The organism is Pseudomonas sp. SWRI81, from assembly GCF_014268545.1.
Lineage (GTDB): Bacteria > Pseudomonadota > Gammaproteobacteria > Pseudomonadales > Pseudomonadaceae > Aquipseudomonas > Aquipseudomonas hamedanensis.
In genome coordinates this window covers 1-383 of record NZ_JABWQS010000105.1, presented here as the reverse complement: position 1 = coordinate 383, position 383 = coordinate 1, and the positions used below count along the sequence as shown (strand labels likewise).

1 protein-coding gene is annotated in these 383 nt (G+C 67.6%); it reads left to right on the top strand.

Annotation, left to right across the window (positions count from 1 at the left end):
- Positions 1-383 (top strand): RHS repeat domain-containing protein (locus HU765_RS26625; protein WP_186624090.1); only part of this gene is annotated, 383 nt, incomplete at both ends.

Here is a 383-nt window from a genome sequence, read left to right as displayed (position 1 = left end):
CATCAGCACGCGGCGCTGTATCGCCGCGATTATGCCTACAGCGCCAACGGCAACCTCGAGCACATTGCCGACAGCCGTCACGGCCAGCGCACCTACGGCTACGACGCCCTCGACCGGTTGATCCGCGTGCGTCACTCGCGCGACGAACTGCCCGAATCCTTCGCCCACGACCCGGCCGGCAACCTGCTGATGCAGGACCGCCCGGGACCGGCGAAGGTCAAGGGCAACCGCCTGCTGATGCAGGGCGACCGCCACTACGACTACGACGCCTTCGGCAACCTGATCCGCGAACGTCGGGGCCAGGGTCAGACCCTCGTCACCGAATACCGCTACGACTGCCAGCACCGCCTGATCGGCCTGACCCGCCCCGACGGCCAAACTGC